Here is an 18,954-nt window from a genome sequence, read left to right on the forward strand (position 1 = left end):
GGGATTTACTCCGCCGCGCGGGCCAGCACCGCGTGCGCCATGCTCACGTGCACCGCATCCACCATCTCGCCGTTCACCAGGCCCGCACCGGCCTCGGCCGCGCGCAGCACCTCCCGGGCGTGCTCGATCTCGGCCGGAGACGGCGTGAACACCTCGTGTGCGACGTCGACCTGCAGCGGGTGCAGGCACATCTTGCCGGGGTAGCCGAGCTCCCGGGCCCGCACCGCGTCGGCCCGGAACGCCTCCGCGTCCCGCACCGCGGTGACCACCTGGTCCAGCGCGCTCACCCCGCCGAGCCGGGCGGCCAGGCTCACCTGGCTGCGGGCGTAGAGGACTTCGGTGCCTGGGTCGGTGCGGCGGCCGCCCAGGTCGGCGATGTAGTCCTCGGCCCCGAAGTACGCGCCCTCGGGTCCCTCGGCGAGCAGCGGACGGGCGTCGGCCACGCCCAGCCCGCTCTCCAGGCCGACCACCACCACGGTGCCCTCCGGCAGCGCGGCGCGCAGCGCGGCCAGCTGCGGCGGGTGCTCGTACTTGGGCAGCAGCACCCCGTCCAGCGCACCGGCCCGCACCGCGTCGGCGGCGGCGGCCACGTCGGCGGCGTACCAAGGGGTGTCCGCCCCGTTCAGCCGGACCAGCACCGCGCCGGCGGCCGGGCGCTCGGCGGCCAGCGCGGCCAGCGCGGTGTCCCTGGCCTGGTCCTTGGCCGCCGGGGGTACCGCGTCCTCCAGGTCCACGGCCAGCGCGTCCGGCCGGCAGCGGGCGACCTTGGGCAGCATCTCCGGCCGGTGGCCGGGCAGGAACAGCAGGCTGCGGGGGCGGAACCCGGTCACGACGCCCCCTGGGGCCGGCGGTGCATCAGACCGGTGCGCCGGGCCACGCAGACCAGCTCGTCACGCTGGTTGAACGCCCGGTGCTCGAACACCACCAGGCCGGTGCCCGGCCGGGACTTCGACTCCCGCGCCTCCACCACCTCGGTCTCCACCCGGACGGTGTCGCCGTGGAACACCGGCGCGGGGAACTTCACCCCGTCCAGGCCGAGCTGGGCGACGATGGTGCCCAGGGTCAGTTCCGGCACGGACAGCCCGACCACCAGGGCGAGGGTGAACATGCTGTTCACCAGTGGGCGGCCGAACTCCGTGCCGGCGGCGTAGTCGTGGTCCAGGTGCAGCGGCGCCGGGTTCATGGTCATGGTCGTGAACAGCACGTTGTCGGTCTCGGTGACCGTCCGCCGGACGGCGTGCTCCACCACGGCGCCCACCGGCAGGTCCTCGAACCAGCGGCCCGTCACCGCGCGTGCGCCACCCATTCCGGCTCCTTCACGTCGTTTCGTTCTTGACCAGGGTTATACGCGCCTGATCAGGTGGACCGGGCAACCGGGAGGGGAATCGACGAATGGCGTTGCTGGGTGACTGGGCGGATCTCGGTGGGGTGCGGGGGATCGCGGAGGGAGTCCGCGCGGGACGCCTGGACCCGGTGGAGCTGACCGAACGCGCGCTGCGCCGCGCCGACGAGGTGGCCGGGCTGGGGGCGGTGGTGCACCTGGACCGGGACGGCGCGCGCGAGACCGCGGCCCGGGTCGCGGACCGGCCGACCGGAGAGCTGGCCGGCGTGCCGGTGCTGGTGAAGGAGATCATCCCGGTGGCCGGGATGCCCTTCACCTGCGGCTCCGCCGTATTCGCCGGCCGGGTCGCGGACGCGGACGCGGCGGTGGTCGCCGCCGCCCGGGCCGCCGGCGCGGTGATCATCGGGTTGAGCCACAGCCACGAGTTCGCCTACGGCGCCACCGGTCTGGTCAACGCCGCCGGCCCGTGCCACAACCCCCACGACCCGGACCGGATGCCGGGCGGCTCCAGCGCCGGCGCGGGCGCCTCGGTGGCCGCCGGGATCGTGCCGCTCGCCCTGGGCACCGACACCGCCGGTTCGGTGCGCATCCCGGCCGCGCTGTGCGGGGTGGTCGGCACCAAGCCGTCCCGACACACGCTGCCCCTGGACGGGGTGTTCCCGCTGTCCGCGAGCCTCGACCACGTCGGGGTGCTCACCGGCAGCGTGACCGACGCCCGCCACGCCATCGCCGCGCTGGGCGGAGACCTGGGCCCGGGGCTCGACGGACCGCCCCGCCTGGGGCTGTTGGAGCACCCGCCGCCGGCCGAACCGGTGGCCGAGGCGCTGCGGGCCGCGCTGGCCCGGGTCGCCGCGCGGGGCGCCGAGCCGGTCAAGGTCCGGTTGTCCGAGTGGGACGAGCTGAACACCACCGGGCTGGACCTGCAGGGGTCGGAGGCGGCCGCCGTGCACGCCGACCTGCTGCCCCGCGGTGGTTACCAGGACGACGTGGCCGACCGGTTGCGGGAGGCCGCCGAGGTCCCGGGCTGGCGGTACGTGCGCGCCGCCCGCCGCGTGGCCGCGCTCACCGCCGCCGTGGACGCGCTGTTCACCGACCTCGATGCGGTGCTGCTGCCCACGGTGGCCTGCGCGGCTCCGCGCGCCTCGGACGCCGGCGTGGATCTCCCGGACGGTCCGGTGTCGGTGCGAGGGGCGCTGCTGCGGTACACCCGGGCGGCGAACGTGACCGGCCACCCGGCGTTCAGCCTGCCGCTGCCGGGTGCCGGCCTGCCGCTGGGGCTGCAGATCCTGGCCGCCGACAACCGGCGAGGGTTCGCCGCCGCCGAGTGGGTAGCCTCGGCAATCGCTTAACTCGGTCGCGCCGGGCCCGGAGGCGTGCGAGGCTCGTGTCACTGTTACCCCACGACTCGGAGGCCACCATGGCGGAAACACCGGAAGCCGGTCAGGCCGACGAGCAGCCCACCGACGCGGCCGAGGACCTCAAGAGCCAGTTCCGGGCGGCCCTGGAGCGCAAACGCGGCGCGGACGAGGCGCGCGCGGTGCGGGGGCACGGCGGCGCGGCCGGCAAGGTGCACGAGCACTCCCGCCGGGCCGGCGGCAAGCGCGCCTTCCGCCGCAAGAGCGGCTGACCCAGGCCCTCAGGGCTTCACCGCGGTGACCAGCACCGCCTTGCGGGAAAACGTACCCTGGGCGGCCAACGGGCGGCCGTACCGCTCGGCCACCACCCGGGCCGGCAGCTGGGTAACCCGCCAGCCCAGGGCGGCCAGTCGCTTCCCCGGATCCGGCCGGTCGTCCCGGTAGACCAGCTCCCGCACGTCGACCCCGAGTACCGGCGCCGCCGGTCGCTCGGGCTCGTCGGCCAGCCGGGCAAACCGTTCCAGGGCGCACCGGCTGGCCGGCGCGGACAGCTCGTGGATGCGGTCCAGCAGGTCCCGCTCGGCCCAGGCCGGCAGGTACGGCAACAGGCCCTCGGCCAGCCAGGCGGTCGGCAGCTCCGGGTCGAACCCCCGGGAACGCAACGCGGCCGGCCAGTCCTGCCGCAGGTCGACCGGCACCGGCACCCGCTCACCGCCGCCCGTCCGGGGCACCGGCAGGCCGCCGGCCAGCGCCCGGTCCTTGAAGTCCAGCACCTTGGCCTGGTCCAGCTCGTAGACGGTATGCCCGGCCGGCAGCTCCAGGCGCAGCGCCCGCGCGTCCAGGCCGGCCGCCAGGATGACCGTCTGACCGATCCCGGCGGTGGCGGCGTCCAGCACGAACCGGTCGAAGAACCGGGACCGCACGCCGATGTAGCTGGTCCGGGTGCGCACCTGCCCGGCGTCGGCCGAGACGTCCAGCGCCCCGTGCGACTCCCGCTCGGCCGTGGTCACGAACAGCTCGGCGTAGGGGTCGGACACCAGCGGCTCGGCCGCCCGCGACTCCATCGCCCGCGCGGCGGCCACCGCGAGCGCGGTCGCCCCCACCCCGGTGGTGATCTCCCACTGATCGTCGTCACGCCGCATACCGGCAGAGTAGACCTCTTAGTTTGGCTAAGTAAGTCACTGTTGTGGGTGAGCCGCGCCACCCTGCGCCCGGGGTCACGGACGTTATACTGACGGCAATCGTCTAGTAATCACGGAGCCGCCCAATGCCCCCAGCCACCAGGGCACACGCTCCGGCCGGCCGGCCGAGGGACCCCGAGGTCGACCGCCGGATCATCGACGCGGCGGTGCAACTCTACGGCGAGGCCGGATGGGCCGGCTTCAGCCTGGAGGCGGTCGCCCGGCGCGCCGGGGTCGGCAAGGCGTCCATCTATCTGCGCTGGTCGGGCAAGGAGCAGCTGCTGGCGGACGCGCTCGCCGCCCGGGTGGCCAACGTGGCGGACAGCGACACCGGCACCCTGCGCGGCGACCTGATCACCCTGACCCGCCAGCTGCTCCGGGTTTATCTGGGCGACGCGCGGCGGGCCGCGCACCGCATCGCGGTGGAGGCCCCGGGCATCCCCGAGGTGGCCCGCCGGTGGACGGAGCTGCGCGAGTCCCAGGTGTTGGCCGCGCGGGCCATGGTCCGCCGGGGCATCCGGCGCGGCGAGATCCCCGAGAACACCTCGGTGACCCTGCTGCTGGACACCCTCTGCGGCGGCGCGGTGATGCACATCATGACCACCCCGGACGGCCTGGTCGGCCAGCTGGTCCGGGACGCCGACCGCTACGCGGAAGAGCTCGTCGACTTTCTGCTGCACGCCGTCAGGGAGGCCAACCGGTGACCGGTATCGACCCCCGCACGCCCGTTCTCGTCGGCGTCGGCCAGGCCTCCGAGCGCGTGGACAGCGAGGACTACCGGGGGCTGTCGGCCGTGGAGCTGGCCGCCGAGGCGGCCCGCCAGGCCCTCGCCGACTGCGCGGCCGCCGACCCCGGGCGGCTGGCCGCCGAGATCGACACGGTCGCCGGCATCCGCCAGTTCGAGGTCTCCGTGCCCGGCGCGCACGCGCCGTTGGGCCGCTCCGACAACTACCCGCGCTCGGTCGCCAACCGGATCGGGGCCCGGCCGGCCAGGGCGATCCTGGAAGTCGCCGGCGGGCAGGGGCCGCAGCACCTGGTCACCGAGCTGGCCGGCACCATCGCGGCCGGCGGCGCCGAGGTGGTGCTGGCCTTCGGCTCCGAGGCCATCTCCACCGCGCGCAAGCTGGCCGGCGCGGAGGACAAGCCGGACTTCTCCGAGTCGGTGGGCGGCCAGCTGGACGACCGGGGGTTCGGGCTCACCGGGCTGGTGAACCGGCAGATGATCGCCCACGGGCTCACCGAGCCTTCGCTGCAGTACGCGATCTGTGAGAACGCCCGCCGCGCCCGGCTCAAGCAGTCCCGGGAGGAGTACGCGGCCGGCATGGGCGAGCTGTTCGCCCCGTTCACCCGCGTGGCGGCGGCCAACCCGCACGCGGCCGCGCCGACCGAGCGGGACGCGACCGAGCTCGCCACCCCGACCGACCGCAACCGCCTCATCGCCGACCCCTACCCGCGCTACCTGGTGGCCCGTGACCAGGTCAACCAGGGCGCAGCGGTGCTGCTGATGTCCACCGGGGCGGCGGACCGCCTCGGCGTGCCCGAGGACCGCCGGGCGTACCTGCACGGCCACAGCGACCTGCGCGAGCGGCGGCTGCTGGAACGGACCGACCTGAGCGCATCGCCGGCCTCCGTGCTGGCCGTGCGGCGCGCGCTGGACATGGCCGGCGTGGGCATGGACGAGCTGGCCTGGTTGGACCTCTACAGCTGCTTCCCGATCGCGGTGGCCAACATCGCCGACGAGTTCGGCCTGCGCGCGGACGACCCCCGAGGACTGACCGTGACCGGTGGCCTGCCGTTCTTCGGCGGCGCCGGCAACAACTACTCGATGCACGCCATCGCCGAGACCGTGCGGCGGGTCCGCGCGGAGCCGGGCCGGTTCGGCCTGGTCGGCGCCAACGGCGGGGTGCTCAGCAAGTACTCGGTCGGGGTCTACGCCAGCACGCCGGCGCCGTGGCGCGCACCCGAGGACGACGGGCCGCAGGCGGAGATCGACGGCTGGCCGGCCGTGGTGCGCGCCGACTACCCGGACGGCTGGGCCACCGTGGAGACGTACACGGTGAGGTACCGGGGTGACCGCCGCACCGGCATCGTGGTCGGGCGGCTGGAGGCGGACGGCCGCCGGTTCCTGGCCACCACCGAGGACGCCGACACCCTGGCCCTGCTCACCGAGGGCGACCCGATCGGCGCCCGCATCTACGCGCGCTCGCTCGGCCACGGCAACCGGGTCGCGATGGACCAGGCACGGATGAACCGGCTCTTCCCGCCCCGACCGGCCGGGCTGCGCGAGGACTACGAGCACGTGCTGGTGCGCCGGGAGGGACACCTGCTGGAGGTCACCATCAACCGGCCGGACGCGCACAACGCGCTGCACCCGCCGGCCAACGTCGAGCTGGACGAGGTGTTCGACGCCTTCTTCGCCGACCCGGACCTGTGGGTGGCCATCCTCACCGGCGCCGGCGAGCGGGCGTTCAGCGCCGGCAACGACCTCGCCTACACCGCCAGCGGCAAGCCGCTGTGGGTGCCCAAGAACGGTTTCGCCGGGTTGACCAACCGGGCCGAGATGCCCAAACCGGTCATCGCGGCGGTCAACGGCTACGCCATGGGCGGCGGCCTGGAGATCGCGCTGGCCTGCCACCTGGTGGTGGCCGACGCGGAGGCCAAGTTCGCGCTGAGCGAGGTCAAGGTGGGCCTGGTCGCGGGGGCCGGCGGGCTGGTCCGGCTGCCCCGCGCGGTGCCGGCCAAGCTGGCCAACGAGATGATCCTCACCGGCCGGCGGCTCAGCGCCCCGGAGGCGCTGGAGTACGGCCTGGTGAACCGGGTGACCGAGGCCGGCGGGGCGCTGGCCGCCGCCCGCGAGCTGGCCGCCGAGATCCTGGACGGCTCGCCGACCTCGGTGCGCACGTCCCTGCGCATCATGGCCGAGACGGCCGGCATCGCCGACCCGGTGGCGGCGGTCAACCACCCCACCGACGCACTGGACGACCTGATCGTCAGCGAGGACACGCTCGAGGGCGTCACCGCGTTCGCCCAGAAGCGCAAGCCGGTCTGGCGCAACCGCTGAGCTGGGCAGCGGCGCCGGTTCTAAAGATGCTTGGACGGCGCGGATGGGTCGATCTTCCGCGGGTTCTGGCCGGCCCGCTGCGTCTGGGTCCGGGTCGCTCGTCCCGGTGGTCACTTCTGTTTCATGAGCGAATCGTCATGCGGGTGGCGGCGAGATCAAATCCCTATGGTGTTCCGGTCATGCAACCAGAGTGGCGCCTGAGGCGACCGCCTCGGGGTGATCGCCGTTTCCGGCGGTCTAGCCTCGAATTTCGACGCTGAATCGCCACAGACCGCGATCATGCCAGGTGGGCAACCCTGGACGCACCAAGGGAACGGAACCCCCCATCAACAGCGACAGGCCAGCCAAAGCCGGGGAAGACCGACCAAACCGCCGACTCGGTGTGCTGAGAACGCCGACTCGCCGGGATGGGGGAAACGGTTAGTCGATGCGTTCCAGGTGGATGGGCATGCCGTCGCGCCAGATGGGGAGGCCGCGCCAGTTGAGGGACGGGGTGGGGCCGGTGGCCAGTTTCCAGCGGTAGCGGCGCAGGACCTGGTCCAGCACCGCGATCACCTGCATGGCGGCGAACTGCATGCCGATGCACTGGTGCACGCCGCCGCCGAACGGCAGCCAGGCGTAGGGGTGCGCGGCGTCCTCCCGGCGCTCGGGCGCGAACCGCAGCGGGTCGAATACCTCGGGGTCCGGCCAGTACTCCGGCATGTGGTGGTTCACGTAGGAGGACATCATCACCATGGTGCCCTGGGAGATCTCGAACCCCAGCACCTTGACGTCCTCCACCGCCTCGGAGAACAGCGTCGGCACCGGGGGCACCAGCCGCAGCGTCTCGCGCATCACCAGGTCCAGCGAGCCCAGCCGCTGCAGGTCCTCGAAGGTGGGTGCGGCGGTGTTGCGGGCGAACGACTCGGCCCGGCACTGCCGCTGCCAGTCCTGCCGCTCGGCCAGGAACCGCATCATGCTGGTCAGGGTCACGGTCATCGGGTCGTGCGCGGCCATCATCAGGAAGATCATGTGGTTCACGATGTCCTCGTCGGTGAACCGGTCCCCGTCCGACGTGACGCTGCGGCACAAGACCGCGAACAGGTCCGAGCCGCCCCGGGTGCGGACCACCGGGATCCGCTCCATGAACAGCTCCTCCAGCAGCCGCCGGCCGGCCAGCCCGCGCGCCCACCGCCCGCCCGGCACCGCGAACCGCAGCGAGGACCCGGTGGCCGCGACACAGTCCAGGAACGCCTTCACCGCCGCGTCGGTCTCGCCGCCGAGCCCGCCGCCCATGAACACCCGCACCCCGGTGCGCAGCATCAGCTCCCGGAACGCGTCCTGCACCCGGAAGCTCATCCCCACCGGCCACTCCGCGAGGTCCCGGGTGAGGATCGGGAGCAGCTGCCGCAGGTACCCCTCCACCCGGTCCCGGGTGAACGCCTGCTGCATGAGGCCCCGGTGGCGCAGATGCTCCTCGAAGTCCAGCAGCATCAGCCCGCGCCGGAAGAACGGGCTGATGAACGACGACCACGCCGGGCCGTTGGCGAAGGCGCGGTCCCGGCCACCCAGCACCGCCTCGGTGCCTTCGGCGCCCACCACCAGAACCGCCTCGCGACCGACCGCGGTGAACCGCGAGATCGGGCCGTAGCGCTCGTACCGACGGGTGCAGAACCCCGGTGGGTCGGCCACGACCTGCCAGCTGTGGCCGATCACGGGTGGGCCGCCGTCGCCCGGTGGCGGGTCAAGCATTGAATGGGCCCCTGAATTGCATCGCTAAACGTTAATTGGTTCCCCCGCAACCCGCCACAGCGGGTTCACTCTCAGGATTGCCGCGGGTCCGAGGCGGCCAGCTGGCCGGCGATGAACGCGCGGGCGTGCCGGGCCAGGTCGGCGCCGTCGGACCACAGGTTCCGCCAAATGGCCAGGTCACCGGTCAACCCGGCGGAGACCACCGCCGAGGAGAACGACTCGAAGGTGATCGGCCCGCCGTACCGGATGTCGGCCAGGGCGTGGAAGAACGCGCCGAAGTCCAGGTGCCCGGAGCCCAGGTAGCCCCGGTGGTTCTCCCCGATGTGCACGTAACCCAACCGGTCCCCGACCTGGTAGACCGGCCGGACGAGGTCGTCCTCCTCGATGTTCATGTGGTAGGTGTCCAGGTGGACGAACACGTTGTCCGCGCCGATGTCGTCGGCCAGGCGCAGCGCGTCCCGGGCGGTGTTGATCACGTTGGTCTCGTACCGGTTGCAGATCTCCAGGCCCAGGGTCATGCCCAGCCGGGCCGCCTCGCCGGCCAGCTCGGTGAGCACCGAGACCACGTTGGCCCGGCCGGCCGGGGTGAGCGGCGCGCCGTACTTGCCGAGCGCGCTGTACAGCGCCCCGGTCAGCACCGTGCCACCCAGCTCGTGGGTCACCCGCAGCGAGTCGCGCAGCAGCGCCGCGCCCCGCGACACCACCGCCGGGTCGTCGCTGGACACGTCGGCGTCGAAGGCCAGACCCCGCGAGCAGGCCACCCCGAGGCCGGCCCGCTCCAGCTCGCGGCGGGTCTCGCCGGTATCCAGGTTCAGCGAGTCGTGCAGCGAGAACTCCACCAGGTCGTAGCCGGCGGCGGCGGTCTCCGCCACCACCCGGCGCACCGAGGGCGCCGAGGTGTCACCGGCCCAGACCAGGGCGTGCACGCCAATCGGATTCGTCAACTCAGCTCTCCCCCTTCAGGCCAACTTCGCGCCGGTGATCAGCGCGACCAACTCCTCGCCGGTGGTCTCGGCGGTGCGCCGGCCGGCCACGCAGCGGCCCCCGCGCATCACCCAGACCTGGTCGGACAGCCGGGTGACCTGGTCCAGGTTGTGGCTGACCAGGAGCACCGATCGCCCCTGCTCGCGCAGCAGCATGATCAGGTCCTCGACCCTGGAGGTCTCCCGCACGCCCAGCGCGGCGGTGGGCTCGTCCATGATTACCAGTCGGGAGCTGAAACCGGCCGCCCGCAGGATCGCCACCGCCTGCCGCTGGCCGCCGGACAGCCGGCGCACCCGGGCGGTCACCGCCGGCACGTTCACCGACAACCGGGCCACCATGTCGGCCGCCCGGCTCTTCATCTCCGAGCGGTTCAGCCAGGCCAGCGGGCCGATGCCGCGCACCAGCTCGCGGTTCAGGAACAGGTTCTGCCACACGGTCAGGTCTTCCACCAGCGCCAGGTTCTGGTGCACCGTCTCGATGCCGGCGGCACGCGACTGCTGGGCGGTCTCGAACCGGACCGGCTCGCCGTCCAGCCGGAAGCTGCCCTCGTCGGGGTGGTAGATCCCGGCGATGCAGCGCACCAGGCTGGACTTGCCGGCCCCGTTGTCCCCGACCAGCGCGGTGATCTCGCCTTCCCGCAGGTTCAGCGACACCTCGCGCAGCGCCCGCACCCCGCCGAACGCCAGCGAGACGCCCTCCACCTCGAGCAGGGGCGGCGTCATTTGCGGAACCGGGTGAGCAGGGCGGCGGCCACCACCACGACGCCGACCGCGACCGGTTGGTAGTACGGCGAGACGCCGAGCAGAGTGAGCCCGTTGGCCAGCGCGGTGAGCAGCAGGGCGCCGAGCACCGGCCCGAGCACGCTGCCCCGGCCACCGGTCAGGCTCACCCCGCCGAGCACCACGGCGGCCACCGAGTTGAGCAGGAAGGACGTGTTAACCGCCGGTTCCGCCGCGCCGACCCTGGCCACCAGCAGGATGGCCGCCAGCCCGGCCAGGACTCCGCACAGCGTGTACACCGCCACCTTCACCGCCGGCACGCTGATGCCCGCCGCCGCGGCCGCCTCCGCCGACCCGCCCGCCGCGAACACCTTGGTCCCCCAGCGGGTGCGGAACAGCACCACGTGCGCGACCACCGCCACCGCCGCCGCGATCAGCACCGACCAGCCGATCATCCCGACACCGCCGGTGGCCAGCTTCAAGAGGCTCACGTTGACCACGGTGACCGGCTTGCCGTCGGCAACCACCAGCGCGGCCCCGGACGCGGCGGAAAGGCCGCCGAGGGTCACCACGAAGTCGGTGATCCGGCCCTTGCCGATGAGCAACCCGTTCAGCACCCCGACCAGCCCGCCGCCGACCAGCGCGAGCAGTCCACAGGTCACCACTCCCCACCCCCGGGAGATGCCGAGGCCGAACAGCACCGCGCCGAAGGTCATCGCGGCGGCCACGGAGAGGTCGATGCCGCCGGTCAGCACCACGAAGGTCTGGCCCACCGAGAGCACCACCAGGATCGCCGACGCCACCAGCATCGAGCGCACGTTCCCCTCGGAGAGGAACGCCGGGCTGGCCAGGCTGAAGATCACCACCAGTGCGACGAGGCCCACCGCGGCCGCCCAGTCGGCCCAGAACCCCGCGTCGCGCAGCGGGCCGGGCACGGCGAACCGGCCCGGGGCAATGCTGTGTGTCACTGCTCTACGTCACTTGCCGATCAATGCCGGGAACGGATTCGGGTAGTCGCCGAGCGGTCTCGGCGCGGCCGCGATGGCCTGGTCGGCGTTGTCCTTGGTGATCAGCATGATCGGCGCGTTCACCTTGGCCGGCAGGCTGGCGCCGGCCGCCGCCGCTCGGCAGGCCTGCACGCCCATCTCGCCGATCGCGTACGGGTACTGGGCCACCGTGGCGGTCAGCTCGCCGGCCTTCACCGCGCGCAACGCATCCGGGTTGCCGTCCACACTGATCACCCGCACCTGGGCCGTCTTGCCGGCGTTGGCCACCGCGCGGGCCACGCCCAGGCCCATGTCGTCGTTGGCCACGAAGAACGCGGCCAGGTCCGGGTTCGCGGTGAGCACGTTGGTGGCCTGGGTGAGCGCCTCCTGGCGCTCCCAGTTGGCCGCCACGCTCTGCGCGACCACGATGCCCGGCCCGACGCCGGAGATCAGGCCCTGGATGCGTTCGCCGCTGGTCACATCGCCGGTGACGCCGCCGACCACGGCGATCTTGCCGCCGCCGGGGAGCATCCGGGTGATCTCGGCGGCGGCCATCCGGCCGGCCGCCAGGTTGTCCGTACCGATGTAGGTGGCGATCTTCAGGCCGGCCGCCTCGGCCGCCTCCGGCGCCACCGGACGGTCGATGTTGACGACCGGCTTGCCGCTCGCGGTCACCTGCGCGATGCCCTGCACCAGGTTGGTCCCGGTGATCGGGTTCACCACGTAGCAGCCGTAGTCCTGGCCGGCCAGCCCGGTCAGCTTGTCGGTCTGCCCGGTGGTGTCGGTGATCGACGCCGCCGCCTGCACGGTGGTCGGCACCCCGCCACCGGCGCTGGCGTCCTCGATGCCCTTCTGCATGGCCTGGAAGAACTGGTTGTCCAGGCCCTTGATCACGGCGGCGATCTTCAGCGGCTGCGCCGGCTTGGCCGGGGCCGGGGCCGGGGCACCGCCACCGGCCGGGGCACCGCCGCCACAGGCGGCCAGGGCCAGGCAGCCGACCGCCGCGACCGCCCCCAGGGCCAGCGTGCGGCACGTCCTTGTGGTCACGGGTTGATTACAGGGCGACTTATGTCGACTGTCAAGCAAAAGTATTAGAACTTTTGTCTAGTGAAGCTCCAGAACCTACTCTGAGTGGGTGTACCCGGCCGCCACCGAGAGGATCAGCGCCGCCGCATCGCCCGGCGAGCTGCTCGCGCTGCTGCGCGAGCACAGCCCGCTGACCAGGGCCGAGGTCATGCGCCGCACCGGCCTGTCCCGGTCCACCGTGGCCCAGCGGCTGGACGCGCTGCTCGGCGCCGGACTGGTGGTCGCGGCCGGGGAGGAGGCGCCCGGCCGGGGCCGGCCGGCCGGGCAGTTCGCCTTCCACCGGGACCGGGGTGTGCTGCTGGTCGCCGACGTCGGAGCCACCGCCGTGCGGGCCGCGCTCACCGACCTGACCGGCGCCATCCGGTTGGACCGGACCAGCCCGATCGACGTGGCCAGCGGCCCCGGACCGGTGCTGGGGCTGATCGCCGACTACTTCGAGCAGCTGCTCACCGAGGCCGGCCGGGCCGCCGATGACGTGTACGGCATCGGGCTGGCGGTGCCCGGACCGGTGGACTTCGCCGGCGGCCGGGTGGTCAGCCCGCCGATCATGAGCGGCTGGGACGGCTTCGACATCCGCGCCTGGTTCCGGCCCCGGTTCGGCTGCCCGGTGATGGTGGAGAACGACGTGAACGCGATGGCGTTCGGCGAGCAGCGCAGTGCGCACCCGGACACCGAGGCGCTGCTCATGATCAAGGTGGGCACCGGGATCGGCGCCGGCCTGGTGGCCGGGTCGGCCGTGTACCGGGGCGCGGACGGGGCGGCCGGGGACATCGGGCACATGCGGGTGGCGCTGCCCGGCGAGGTCGAGCCGCCGCTGTGCCGGTGCGGCAGCCGTGGCTGCGTGGAGGCCCGGGCCGGCGGCTGGGCGCTGGTCCGGGACCTGCGCGCCGCCGGCTACTCCGGGGTGGACTCCGTGGACGACGCGGTGCGCCTGGCCCTCACCGGCGACACCACCGCCGTCCGGATGGTGCGGCAGGCCGGACGGGTGCTCGGCGGCGCGGTGGCCGACGCGGTGAGCCTGCTCAACCCCCGGGTGGTGGTGATCGGCGGCCAGCTGGCCGACGCGGAGGAACAGCTGCTCGCCGGCGTCCGGGAGATGGTCTACCGCCGCTCGCTGCCCCTGGCCACGACCCGCCTGCGCATAGTCCGCGACACCCTCGGCCGCCGCGCCGGCCTGATCGGCACCGCCCTGCTGGTGGCCGACCTGGTCCTGGCCCCCACCCGCGTGGACCGCCTCCTCACCGCCGCCCGCTGCTAACCGACTGGCCCCGTGCGGCTGGCCTACCCCGCCTCGCCGGGGCTATTCGCCCGCAGCCACGCGCCGATCGCGGTGACCGACGCGCGGGCCTCGGGCAGCAACATGCCGAACGCCTGGAACACGTGCAGCTGTTGGTCGTAGGTGCGCAGCGTGCACGGCACGCCGGCGGCGTCCAACCGGTTGGCCAGCCGTTCGGAGTCGTCGTAGAGCACCTCGGTGTAGCTGGCGGTCAGCAGCGCCGGGGGCAGGCCGGCGAGGTCGGCCCGCAGCGGGGACACCGAGGGGTCGGCGACGTCCAGCCCCTCGGTGATCGCGTCGACCAGGCGCTCCAACGCCCGCATCTCGACCGGCTCGCGCCGGGCGTTGGCGTGGCTGCGTTTGGTGGCCATGTCCAGGTCGTAGCAGCCGGAGATGCCGACCAGGCCGGCCGGCAGTGGCAGGCCCCGGTCCCGGGCCAGCAGGGCGGTGGCGAAGGTGAGGTGACCGCCGGCGGAGTCCCCCATGATCGTGACGTGCTCGGCGGCCGCGCCCGAGTCGAGCAGCCAGCGGTAGCCGGTGAGGCAGTCCTCGGCCTCCTGGCCGAACGGCACCGCCGGGAACATCCGGTAGTCCACGGCCAGCGCGGGCACCCCGGACGCCGCCGAGATCCGGGCGATGAGCTGGCGGTGGGTGTTCAGCCCGCAGGTCACCCAGCCGCCACCGTGCAGGTAGAGGATCGCCCGGTCCCGGGCGGCCGGCACGCCCGGCCCGTGCACCCACTCGCCGCGCACCCCGTCGCCGAGGGTGACCGGCTCGGTGCGGGTGCCCCGGACCGGCCGTGCCCGGCGCGCGGCGAACTCGTCCAGCCGGCGCAGCCGGTCGAACGTCTCCGGCCCGAAGTCCCGCTCCAACCGGGTAAGTGCCCGGATCACGGCCCGCTTCGTGGCCGCGTTGAGCACCCGGGAGCGCAGGCTGCGCGCGGTGTACCGGTCAACCACCAGCATGCTCGACATACACCGTACGTTAAGCCACCAACCAGGCCGCCGCCTCCCGCGGGCGCCTAACTGGGCGCCCGCTCAGCAAGCGCGTTCCGCGCTAGGCGAACCGGGCGTGCACCCTGGCCAGGGTCTCGTGCACGTTCGGCTCGTGGTTGCTCTGCCGGGCCTCGTCCAGGGTGAGCCAGCGCAGCGGGGCGTCCGGGGTCTCCGGGCGCGCGGCCTCCGGTGACCCGGTGGCCAGCACGAACCGCAGGTCGGCGTGCTCGTGCGCGGGCTCGTCGCCCTTGGCCGGCACCGACACGATGGCCAGGTGCGCCAGCTCGGCGTCCGGCCACGGCTTCAGGTCGGGGAGGCCGGTCTCCTCGGCCGCCTCACGCAGCGCGATCTCCAGCGGGTCGGTCTCCCCCGGGTCACCGTGCCCACCCACCTGCAGCCAGGCCCGCTGCCGCGCGTGCCAGCGCAGCAGTACCCGCTCGGTCTCCGGGTGCACGATCATCGCCGAGGCAGTCACGTGCAGCGGAATGGCCCGTGACCAGGGGTCCTCGGTGACCTCCAGCATCGCCCGGAGGCGGGCCAGGTCGGCGGTTTCGATCGGGTCGTGCGGCCGGTACCCGGCCAGCAGCTCGGCAACTCCCACAACACCCACCCTAGGTAGATCCCACGCTGGCCCGGAACTTGCCCATCAGGTGCGGGCCGGCCAACACCGCCGGGTACTTCGGCCTCTCCCCGGTCAAGCTGGAGACCTCGGTGGACCAGTTGGCGTTGCCGAAGAACGCCATGCTCTGTCGCCGCGTCGGCGCCCCGGGCGAGCGGGGCGGGTTCACCACCCGGTGCAGGGTGGAGCGCCAGCGGTCGTTGGTCCACCGGGCCAGCAGGTCGCCGATGTTCACCACGAACGCCCCGGGCACGCTGGGCACGTCCACCCACCGGCCGTCCAGCGCGCGCACCTGCAGCCCGCCGGGGGCGTCGTCCTGGCGGAGCACGGTGAGCATGCCGTAGTCGGTGTGCGCGCCGGCGCGCAGCTGCCCGGGCGCGGGCGGGTGCGGCTGCTCGGGGTAGTTCAGCGCGCGCAGTGAGCCGGCCGCCCGGTCGATCTTGTCGGCGAAGAAGTCCGGCCGGAGCCCCAACGCCGTCGCGGCCAGCGACATCAGCCGGCCGGACAACGCGTGCAGCTCGCCGTGGTAAGCCCGCCAGGTGGTCCGCAACGACGGCAGCGGCCCGTCCGGCCAGGGCGTCGGCGCGTACGCCTGCGCCTCCCCGGCGTCGGCGAACCCACCGGGTGGCACCCCGAACGGCCCGGCGTTGAACGACTCCTTCAGGTCCGCCGGCCCCGCCTCGCCGAGGGACCGCGCCAGCGACTCACCGGAGACCGGGCTGTAGCCGTAGGGATAGCCTGGCGAAGGCATGGCCACCGCCATCCGCTCGGCCAACGGCAGGTCGAAGAACGCCCGTGCGGCCCGCCAGGCCGCGTCCGCCACGCGCGGAGGCACCCCGTGCCCGACCACCTGGAAGAAACCGATCTCCCGGCAGGTCCGGTCCAGCTCGGCCACCAGCCGCTCGCGCGGCGCGGCCAGGTCCAGGACGGGAACGCCGGTCACGCCGCCCGTCCCCGCTCGGTGAGCACCGCGATCGCATCCACCATCAACTCCCAGAACCGGTCCGCGTCCAGCTCGGTGGCGACCAGCGCGTTCGGCTCGAGGCCGGTGCGCCGGTGCAGGTCGACCGACGTGGCGCCCCGGGTGTGGGTACCGGCCAGCTCCACGTCCACCCGGCTGGGCACGCAGCCCACGATGCCCGGGTCGATCACCCGGGCCACCGCCACCGGGTCGTGCACCGGCGGTGCCGGGAACCCCCACAGCCGCTGGTAGGTGTCGCCGAAGAAGTCCAGCAGCTCCAGGCAGGCACCGGCCAGCGGGCCACCCACCTCGGCGATCCGCCGCCGCACTTTGGCTCCGGCCAGCGCCTGGTGGGTGACGTTCAGCCCGCACATCACCACCGGTAGGCCGCTGCCGAACACCACCGCCGCCGCCTCCGGGTCCGCGTAGATGTTGAACTCGGCGTACGGCGTGCTGTTGCCCCGCTCGGTGCTGCCGCCCATGATCACGATCTCCGCGATGTGCCGGCCGACGTCCGGCGTGGAGAGCAGCAGCGCGGCGATGTTGGTCAGCGGTCCGACGGCCACCACGGTCACCGGCTCCGGCGACCCGCGCAGCAGCTCGCGCAGGTAGCCCACCCCGTCGGTGGAGGTCACCGGCACGCTCGGCGGGCCGAAGTTCGGGCCGTCCAGCCCGGACTCGCCGTGCACGTCGGCGGCCAGCTCCACCGGGCCGACCAGCGGCCTCGCCTGGCCGGACACGATCGGCACGTCGGTGATACCGGCCAGCGTGCACACCCGCCGGGCGTTCAGGGTGGTCTTGGCCAGGGTCTGGTTGCCGGCCACGGTGGATATGGCGAGCAGCCGGATCGCCGGGTGCGCGGCCGCCAGGAGGATGGCGAAGGCGTCGTCGTGACCGGGGTCGCAGTCCAGTACGACCGGTTTCACTCCACCACCGCCCCGACCGCCCGGTCGCCACCGCTGCCGCCGGCGGCCCGCACCCGGGGCCAGGCCAGCAGCACGAACAGCGCCGCCGAGATCAGCCCGGCGACCACCGGGAGCGGCGCGATCTCGTAGGAGAACCGGGGCAGGAAGTCCTGGCCGAAGAACCCGATCAGCGCACCGACCACGGCGGCCACCACCGCGTCCAGCCGCCACCGCTCCCGCCAGTTCGCCGGCGGCCGGAAGAACTCGCCGGCCGGGGTTCGCCGGCGCGCCACGAACAACCAGTCGGCCAGCATCACGAAGGTGAACGGGATGACCACGTTCCCGCAGGCCACCAGGAAGGCCTCGGCATTTTGCAGGATTCCGGCGACGGCCAGCAGCACGCCGCACACGCCGAGCACCACGGTGGCCACCGGCTGCTCCCACCGGCGTGGCTCGCGCACGGTGTTCATCGCCACCAGCAGGTCCACCATGGCCGGGTAGAGGTTCATCGCGTTGGTGTGCAGGACCGCCACCGCGACCCCCACGGCGGCCACGATGCCCCAGCCGGGGATGTCCTTGGCCAGCAGGGCGACGTTCCACTCGCCCGTCGCGGCCTGCGAGTACAGCCCCACCACGCCCATGCCGATCAGGGCCAGCATGATCCCGGCCGACGGGGCGAGGAAGTAGGACGGCCGCTGTCCGCCGGTGCGCTCCGCCGGGACCGCGAAGCGGGAAACCGTGGACAGCTTGTAGGTCCAGGACAGGATGGAGAACGACAGGATGATCGTCATCGCGCCGCCCCAGTCCATCGCCTTGGTCTGCGCCGGCGCGACCAGCCCGTACCGCATGCCCAGGTAGACGAACAGCGCCCCGTAGCAAACGATCATGAGCAGCGCGGTGTACCGGTAGAACCGCTCCAGCCACTTCATGCCGAACAGCACCAGCACGATCTGCACCCCGCCGACCACGATGTTCCACAGCAGCAGCGAGGAGTTGGTGATCGCGGCCAGGATCACGGCGCCGACCGCCGTGTTCAGCCCGAACCAGCCCAGGTTCACCACGGTGAACAGCGCGGAGAAGCCGAACGCGCCGTGCCAGCCGAACGTCCCCCTGGCCACCACCAGGCCGGACAGCGGCACCTCCCGGCCCATCTCCGAGAACAGCCCGGCCGGGATCAGCGCGATCAGCCAGGCCACCAGGCAGGCGATGACGAAGTTGGTCAGCCCGTAGTCGAACAGCAGCTGCCCGATCAGCGGCGTGGTGGCGGAGCTGGCCGCCATCAACCACACCAGGAACATCCGCCACGGCCGCATCACCCGCTGGTCGTCCGGCACCGGCAGAACGCCCACCGTCTCCAGCTCGGCACCCACCCGGTCGGACCATCCGCGCCGTTCGGTCATACCGCCACCCCTCCCGCCGTGAAGCTGACAGTAGTTAAGCCCTTAACGGGTCACAAGAGGGTGGTCGACGGGCCGCACACGGGCCGGTGCGCCGGTTTCGGACCGACCGGTCACGAACCGTAGCCGTTCGGTCCTGGCCGACGGACGTTCCTTCGACGAGATCCACCTGAGCGGGGTTTGATCTTGGACCGTACCCCACTCAGGTGGATCTCGTGGAGCGGAACCCTGTCTGCAGCTCGCCAGAGACCCCCGACCGCCACGCCGCGTAGCCGCACCCAACGCGATAGGTGCGACCGCGCGACGAACCCAAGGTCCCGGGCGCAGGCCGAACCGCGGGAGACCGCCCGACCGCG

At 73.2% G+C, this 18,954-nt stretch carries 18 protein-coding genes; 5 read left to right on the plus strand and 13 right to left on the minus strand.

The features are described 5' to 3' along the window. Nucleotides 1–5: 5 nt before the first annotated feature. Nucleotides 6–830: an aldolase/citrate lyase family protein gene (locus ABEB12_RS38745; RefSeq protein ID WP_185062150.1), complete on the minus strand. Its 825-nt coding sequence runs from the start codon at nucleotides 828–830 to the stop codon at nucleotides 6–8. Continuing rightward, nucleotides 827–1,306: a MaoC/PaaZ C-terminal domain-containing protein gene (locus tag ABEB12_RS38750; RefSeq protein ID WP_185062151.1), complete on the minus strand. Its 480-nt coding sequence runs from the start codon at nucleotides 1,304–1,306 to the stop codon at nucleotides 827–829. Before ABEB12_RS38750 ends, ABEB12_RS38745 begins: the two co-directional genes overlap by 4 nt. 86 nt (nucleotides 1,307–1,392) lie before the next feature. Between ABEB12_RS38750 and ABEB12_RS38755 the strand changes: the two genes are divergently transcribed. Together ABEB12_RS38755 and ABEB12_RS38760 are read left to right on the plus strand one after the other, a co-directional pair. Further along, nucleotides 1,393–2,691, plus strand: a complete 1,299-nt coding sequence (locus ABEB12_RS38755) for an amidase family protein (RefSeq protein ID WP_221498181.1) — start codon at nucleotides 1,393–1,395, stop codon at nucleotides 2,689–2,691. A 68-nt stretch (nucleotides 2,692–2,759) separates the two neighbouring features. Continuing rightward, a complete protein-coding gene (locus tag ABEB12_RS38760; protein ID WP_185062152.1) occupies nucleotides 2,760–2,969 on the plus strand; it encodes a DUF5302 family protein in 210 nt (69 codons plus the stop codon). 9 nt (nucleotides 2,970–2,978) lie between these two features. Here ABEB12_RS38760 and ABEB12_RS38765 read toward each other — a convergent pair whose 3' ends face one another. After that, nucleotides 2,979–3,839 carry an SAM-dependent methyltransferase gene (locus tag ABEB12_RS38765; protein ID WP_185062153.1) on the minus strand — a complete coding sequence of 287 codons (861 nt, stop codon included), beginning with the start codon at nucleotides 3,837–3,839 and terminating at the stop codon, nucleotides 2,979–2,981. A 125-nt stretch (nucleotides 3,840–3,964) separates the two neighbouring features. Here ABEB12_RS38765 and ABEB12_RS38770 point away from each other — a divergent pair, with 125 nt between their 5' ends. Both ABEB12_RS38770 and ABEB12_RS38775 read left to right on the plus strand, forming a co-directional pair. Continuing rightward, entirely contained in the window at nucleotides 3,965–4,582 is a 618-nt protein-coding gene (locus ABEB12_RS38770) for a TetR/AcrR family transcriptional regulator C-terminal ligand-binding domain-containing protein (RefSeq protein WP_185062154.1), read from the plus strand. Continuing rightward, nucleotides 4,579–6,939 (plus strand): acetyl-CoA acetyltransferase, encoded by a 2,361-nt coding sequence (locus ABEB12_RS38775; protein ID WP_185062155.1) that lies wholly within the window; start codon nucleotides 4,579–4,581, stop codon nucleotides 6,937–6,939. Before ABEB12_RS38770 ends, ABEB12_RS38775 begins: the two co-directional genes overlap by 4 nt. 420 nt (nucleotides 6,940–7,359) lie before the next feature. Here ABEB12_RS38775 and ABEB12_RS38780 read toward each other — a convergent pair whose 3' ends face one another. From ABEB12_RS38780 to ABEB12_RS38800, 5 genes are all read right to left on the minus strand, one after another. Next, nucleotides 7,360–8,670: a cytochrome P450 gene (locus tag ABEB12_RS38780; protein WP_185062156.1), complete on the minus strand. Its 1,311-nt coding sequence runs from the start codon at nucleotides 8,668–8,670 to the stop codon at nucleotides 7,360–7,362. A 71-nt stretch (nucleotides 8,671–8,741) separates the two neighbouring features. After that, nucleotides 8,742–9,614 (minus strand): TIM barrel protein, encoded by an 873-nt coding sequence (locus ABEB12_RS38785; protein WP_185062157.1) that lies wholly within the window; start codon nucleotides 9,612–9,614, stop codon nucleotides 8,742–8,744. A gap of 15 nt (nucleotides 9,615–9,629) precedes the next feature. Next, the gene (locus ABEB12_RS38790) at nucleotides 9,630–10,376 is read right to left on the minus strand and encodes an ATP-binding cassette domain-containing protein (protein ID WP_185062158.1); all 747 of its coding nucleotides are present in this window, start codon (nucleotides 10,374–10,376) and stop codon (nucleotides 9,630–9,632) included. Beyond that, nucleotides 10,373–11,341 (minus strand): ABC transporter permease subunit, encoded by a 969-nt coding sequence (locus ABEB12_RS38795; protein ID WP_185062159.1) that lies wholly within the window; start codon nucleotides 11,339–11,341, stop codon nucleotides 10,373–10,375. The genes ABEB12_RS38790 and ABEB12_RS38795 overlap by 4 nt, the downstream gene beginning before the upstream one ends. A gap of 9 nt (nucleotides 11,342–11,350) precedes the next feature. Then, entirely contained in the window at nucleotides 11,351–12,406 is a 1,056-nt protein-coding gene (locus ABEB12_RS38800) for a substrate-binding domain-containing protein (RefSeq protein ID WP_221498182.1), read from the minus strand. A gap of 88 nt (nucleotides 12,407–12,494) precedes the next feature. On the opposite strand from ABEB12_RS38800, the gene ABEB12_RS38805 reads away from it, so the two are divergent. Then, a complete protein-coding gene (locus tag ABEB12_RS38805; protein ID WP_185062160.1) occupies nucleotides 12,495–13,703 on the plus strand; it encodes an ROK family protein in 1,209 nt (402 codons plus the stop codon). Between the two features lie 23 nt (nucleotides 13,704–13,726). On the opposite strand, the gene ABEB12_RS38810 is transcribed toward ABEB12_RS38805, so the two are convergent. The 5 genes from ABEB12_RS38810 to ABEB12_RS38830 all read right to left on the minus strand — a co-directional run bounded on the left by ABEB12_RS38810 (nucleotide 13,727) and on the right by ABEB12_RS38830 (nucleotide 18,601). Then, on the minus strand, nucleotides 13,727–14,695 hold the full coding sequence (locus tag ABEB12_RS38810) for an alpha/beta hydrolase fold domain-containing protein (RefSeq protein ID WP_185062161.1): 969 nt from the start codon (nucleotides 14,693–14,695) through the stop codon (nucleotides 13,727–13,729). Between the two features lie 82 nt (nucleotides 14,696–14,777). Continuing rightward, nucleotides 14,778–15,317, minus strand: coding sequence for an NUDIX hydrolase (locus ABEB12_RS38815; RefSeq protein WP_345703524.1), 540 nt, complete (start codon nucleotides 15,315–15,317; stop codon nucleotides 14,778–14,780). 10 nt (nucleotides 15,318–15,327) lie between these two features. Beyond that, nucleotides 15,328–16,278 (minus strand): isopenicillin N synthase family oxygenase, encoded by a 951-nt coding sequence (locus ABEB12_RS38820; protein WP_185062162.1) that lies wholly within the window; start codon nucleotides 16,276–16,278, stop codon nucleotides 15,328–15,330. After that, nucleotides 16,275–17,222, minus strand: a complete 948-nt coding sequence (locus ABEB12_RS38825; RefSeq protein ID WP_185062163.1) for a nucleoside hydrolase — start codon at nucleotides 17,220–17,222, stop codon at nucleotides 16,275–16,277. The genes ABEB12_RS38820 and ABEB12_RS38825 overlap by 4 nt, the downstream gene beginning before the upstream one ends. After that, complete coding sequence (locus tag ABEB12_RS38830) at nucleotides 17,219–18,601, minus strand: cytosine permease (RefSeq protein ID WP_185062164.1); 1,383 nt, start codon at nucleotides 18,599–18,601, stop codon at nucleotides 17,219–17,221. The genes ABEB12_RS38825 and ABEB12_RS38830 overlap by 4 nt, the downstream gene beginning before the upstream one ends. Nucleotides 18,602–18,954 lie beyond the last annotated feature (353 nt).

The organism is Actinospineispora eucalypti, from assembly GCF_039543365.1.
GTDB lineage: Bacteria > Actinomycetota > Actinomycetes > Mycobacteriales > Pseudonocardiaceae > Pseudonocardia > Pseudonocardia eucalypti.

Coding starts and splice junctions, on each gene's coding strand:
- ABEB12_RS38790 (WP_185062158.1), bottom strand. CDS start 10,376: ATGACGCCGCCCCTGCTCGAGGTGGAGGGCGTCTCGCTGGCGTTCGGC.
- ABEB12_RS38765 (WP_185062153.1), bottom strand. CDS start 3,839: ATGCGGCGTGACGACGATCAGTGGGAGATCACCACCGGGGTGGGGGCG.
- ABEB12_RS38750 (WP_185062151.1), bottom strand. CDS start 1,306: ATGGGTGGCGCACGCGCGGTGACGGGCCGCTGGTTCGAGGACCTGCCG.
- ABEB12_RS38755 (WP_221498181.1), top strand. CDS start 1,393: ATGGCGTTGCTGGGTGACTGGGCGGATCTCGGTGGGGTGCGGGGGATC.
- ABEB12_RS38780 (WP_185062156.1), bottom strand. CDS start 8,670: ATGCTTGACCCGCCACCGGGCGACGGCGGCCCACCCGTGATCGGCCAC.
- ABEB12_RS38770 (WP_185062154.1), top strand. CDS start 3,965: ATGCCCCCAGCCACCAGGGCACACGCTCCGGCCGGCCGGCCGAGGGAC.
- ABEB12_RS38760 (WP_185062152.1), top strand. CDS start 2,760: ATGGCGGAAACACCGGAAGCCGGTCAGGCCGACGAGCAGCCCACCGAC.
- ABEB12_RS38830 (WP_185062164.1), bottom strand. CDS start 18,601: ATGACCGAACGGCGCGGATGGTCCGACCGGGTGGGTGCCGAGCTGGAG.
- ABEB12_RS38810 (WP_185062161.1), bottom strand. CDS start 14,695: ATGTCGAGCATGCTGGTGGTTGACCGGTACACCGCGCGCAGCCTGCGC.